This window comes from Photorhabdus viridis, assembly GCF_040256935.1.
GTDB classification, from domain to species: Bacteria; Pseudomonadota; Gammaproteobacteria; order Enterobacterales; family Enterobacteriaceae; genus Photorhabdus; species Photorhabdus viridis.
In genome coordinates this window covers 1-3,927 of record NZ_JBEJZY010000105.1, presented here as the reverse complement: position 1 = coordinate 3,927, position 3,927 = coordinate 1, and the positions used below count along the sequence as shown (strand labels likewise).

General features: G+C 34.6%; 4 protein-coding genes. All 4 read right to left on the bottom strand.

Going from position 1 to position 3,927, the window contains the following annotated elements; all coding sequences use genetic code 11:
* Positions 1-108 (bottom strand): IS66 family insertion sequence element accessory protein TnpA (gene tnpA, locus ABR397_RS25095; RefSeq protein ID WP_407072896.1); only part of this gene is annotated, 108 nt, incomplete at its 3' end.
* A gap of 117 nt (positions 109-225) precedes the next feature.
* The gene (locus ABR397_RS22070) at positions 226-1,545 is read right to left on the bottom strand and encodes an MvaI/BcnI family restriction endonuclease (protein WP_350307587.1); all 1,320 of its coding nucleotides are present in this window, start codon (positions 1,543-1,545) and stop codon (positions 226-228) included.
* Positions 1,546-1,729: 184 nt separating this feature from the next.
* Complete coding sequence (locus tag ABR397_RS22065) at positions 1,730-2,215, bottom strand: very short patch repair endonuclease (protein WP_350307586.1); 486 nt, start codon at positions 2,213-2,215, stop codon at positions 1,730-1,732.
* A 7-nt stretch (positions 2,216-2,222) separates the two neighbouring features.
* A complete protein-coding gene (locus tag ABR397_RS22060; RefSeq protein WP_350307585.1) occupies positions 2,223-3,659 on the bottom strand; it encodes a DNA cytosine methyltransferase in 1,437 nt (478 codons plus the stop codon).
* Positions 3,660-3,927 lie beyond the last annotated feature (268 nt).

Sequence of the window (3,927 nt, the reverse complement as noted above, 5' to 3'; positions counted from 1 at the left end):
AAAACTCAGCTGATGCTGTTCGCAATACTGTTTTCGGGTCAGGTCACTGTGGCGCCATTGGGTCACATGGTGTTGTTTTTGCTCCGGGGTATATCGGCTACGGCTCATGGTGTCAGTCTCCAAATGAAGATAGGGAAGCGGTAGCGTGCATGGGCCGGAGAGGAAGAACAAGGTGAGATGACCGGAGCATTACTATTTTTCCTCCTGAACAGAAGCTCATTTTAATTAACCTTTATTTAAATCTAAGTTTTCGGTTTTGTCATAAATACTTAATACATCTTTCCACTTTATCCTGAACTGATTTCTTTTCTTAACTTTAGACACCCCTCCCTGATATTTTATATTAACACCTGGATCATAATATATTTTACTTGATTCAAGCGCATTTATAAATTTAGTAAGATTAGCACCTGTAGCTAATACAATTTGGGGACCAAATTTATAGTATGGGAAGTCAGCATATTTCATTTCATACGAAACAAAACATGTTTTAGTATGTTTCCGTTTCCAGTGGTCTAATAATTTTCCGAAATTCCAAACAGCAGCAATATTACCGCTTGTACTCCTAAGTACTAATCCACCATCAGGATCTATAATTTCTTTCTTATCAAAATCATATCCTTCAAGATATAAAGTCAGCTTCGTCTTTTCATTTAACAATCCGATTTTATGTATACTGGCAAAATCAACTCTATCCTCTTTCTTAGAAGATGCATAATCACTCATAAATTTATGTAGATTTTCTATATATTCTCCTTTATTTGGTTCTGGAGTCATTAAAGTTACGACGCTTCCTGAATGTGCTTTTAATTCCCAACCAGAAAAATCAGGACCAGATCTGCCATTTGGTATAATTCCAAATAAACTTTCTAAAGTAAAACCAGCCCCATTTCTTGCTCTATATTCAATTACATTGCCATTTTTATCTAATCTTTGCGATTTAATAAAACCATAAGAATAAATTTCTTTAAGACGAGCTATAAGATCAATACGGCTATCTTTAATATTAGAATAATATTCATAAAAAACGGAGAAAACAGGATTTATTATATTCTTATCAATTAATTTTCTGAGCTCAATAGAAAGAGTATCTTCCCAAGAACTCATATAAGCAAGAATAATGTCTTCACATATACCAAAAATTAAATAACGACTCTTATCATATCTATTTATCCTTTCTTCTTTTGTTGGTGGTTGCATTAAATGAGATGGAGCTATCGAACAACCTTTTATAATTCCCGACAGACGAATTTCTGGATATTTAGGATATAAAATAATTTGAGCCCCATATGCCTGCTCTTTATAGCCGTCAGCATTTATCCAAAATAAATTTAATGCAGCCTTAAATATTGCACCTTTTTTTGACATACCAGCACTCTTCAGTTCACCAATAGGAATACCTTGTATGACAGTAAAATCAGATCCTAAATATATCTGTTGCTTAGAGTTGTCATTGTTTGAAAGTGGTTTAACTATAATTTTCTTAGCTCCTAAACCTTTCATGATAAATGATATTTTTTCTATATTTATCAGTTCATTAGCCATTTCCTGCTCCATCTATTAGTTACAATCTTTCTATAGATTAACTCTATTAAAGTAAAAATAGAATGCTGCACAGAAGGGCAGGTCATTTTTTAATCAAAATGAAACTTATAGATGGAGGAGCTTTAGTATGTAATGTAACGATATCTTACAAAAAAGAGTTAAAAAACACTTTTAATTTAAAAAACTATTTATTTTTCTGCAAAAATACTTTATGTATCCCCACGGTATCAATTTCCGCATGAGTTTCACTTGCACATAACCACTCTTCAATCCTTTCTGATAACTCATTGTCTGTCAGTTTCAAACGTCCTCTTAAAGTGCATTCCCAGACAACTAATATTTTCCAACGGTTATCTGAAAGAGAATTCATAACACACTGATCTCTTTTAATATTTTTGCCAATTTTATCTAACCAGAATTCAGTACGGGTAGCTGGAGTTTTGAAAAGATGGCAATTATGCCCATGCCAGAAACAACCATGTACGAATAAAATAGCCTGATACTCATCAATAACGAAATCAGGCTTACCAGGAAGATCACTTCCCTGCATTCTATAAATTACTCCAAGATTATGAAGAATTTTAACCAGTTTTTTTTCTATGGCTGTATCACAGTTACGGATCGCTCTCATATTTTTACTGCGAGTAGATGGATTGTGAACATCAGCCATAATTTATTTATGCCGCCTGATCTTTGTTTGTCTGCTGTTGTTCCACTGCTTCCGCTATATAAGGAGCTAATAATTTAGCAATAGCTGTAAATACAGGCACAACAACTGAGTTTCCAAACTGTCGATAAGCTTGTGTATCTGAGACCGGAATATGAAATGCTCCTCCTTGAGGAGACTCAAACCCCATTAGCCGTGCACATTCTTTCGGTGTTAAACGACGTGGGCGATTTTTCTGATTATCTGGATTATCAAAATCCTGTTCCCCAAGCTCTTTATTCCATCCCCGGTCAATAAGTATTTCTGATCCATCTTTATGGTAACGAGCAGAAAGTGTGCGAGTGACGCAATTCTTATTATTGGGATCTATAAGGCCAAATCCAAAACCATTTCCTTTAGCTTGATGCTTTTTGGCATAATTATATAAATATTTCCAAAGATGAGGGGTAAGAATATATTTACTATCAACTTCTGGTTCAAGTAAATCCGCAAGTGTTGGTCGTTCTTCCGGGAAATATCGACTAATTTCCTTAAGTGTAAATCCTTGATGAATATTCAGATCTTTACGAAAACCAACTAACACAATCCGTTCCCTATGCTGAGGCAAAAAATATTTTCCATCAATAATTTTGGGATCATTCGGCCCCATGATATCCGCATCAGCAACAGCATATCCCAACTCATTCAATGTATCCATGATAATACGGAATGTTTTCCCTTTATCATGACTTTTTAAGTTTTTAACGTTTTCCAGAAGAAAAATAGCAGGTTTTTTAGCTGTAATAATTCTAGCCACATCAAAAAAAAGAGTTCCCTGTGTATCACACTCAAACCCATGAGCACGACCAAGAGAATTCTTTTTCGAAACACCTGCTAATGAGAATGGCTGACATGGAAAACCAGCCAAAAGAACATCATGATCTGGAATTTCTTTATCAATATTTTTATAAGCTTCTTTTTCATCTATTTCTGGGTTTTCACTTAATGTTATTTCACGAATATCAGAATTATATTTATGGTACTCTGGATCACAATACCAGTTTGCTTTATAGGTACGAACAGCATCTTTGTTCCATTCGCTGGTAAAAACACACTGACCACCAATTTCTTCAAAACCTTTTCGAATTCCGCCAATCCCTGCAAAAAGATCAATGAAACGGAAATCGTATTGAAGATGATTTTTAGGTGGCTCAGGGAGCATTTTTTGGAGCATAGCAACTTCAACTTCTGTTAACAATTTTTGGACTGATTTTCCGTTAAACCAGCGATTTAAGGTTTCACGGGTCCAGTCGTTATAACTTACTTTGCGTAAAAGTTCTGCAATAGTTTTTTGATCATAAGACTCAAAAAGTCTCCCCATCAGCTTTTTATCTTCCGCCAACTTTTGCTGCTGAAATAATTTTGATTTTTCATGAAGATCTTGGGCATATGAAAAAAATTCTTTCATTTTTTTTATCCATAAAATGTTTTATTTAGTGACACATTATCACTCAATTGACCCAGAAGAAAGAACTTTGTGGATATTTATACAGTTATTTACTTTACCCAGTAATTCAATCTGACCATTTTAATAGAATTAAGACACCATTTCAGACGAAATACCCCAGGGCAACCGCATGAATGATTAAATATCACTCACATTAGCAAAACCCGCCTGTAATACTCGCTCCAAAAATTGGGTTTTCATCCATATTCGTCTACGTTTCGCTTTGATG

What these genes read in the sequence shown, in the direction of transcription:
- ABR397_RS22065 (WP_350307586.1), bottom strand. Translation starts at nt 2,215, where the DNA reads ATGGCTGATGTTCACAATCCATCTACTCGCAGTAAAAATATGAGAGCG.
- ABR397_RS22060 (WP_350307585.1), bottom strand. Translation starts at nt 3,659, where the DNA reads ATGAAAGAATTTTTTTCATATGCCCAAGATCTTCATGAAAAATCAAAA.
- ABR397_RS22070 (WP_350307587.1), bottom strand. Translation starts at nt 1,545, where the DNA reads ATGGCTAATGAACTGATAAATATAGAAAAAATATCATTTATCATGAAA.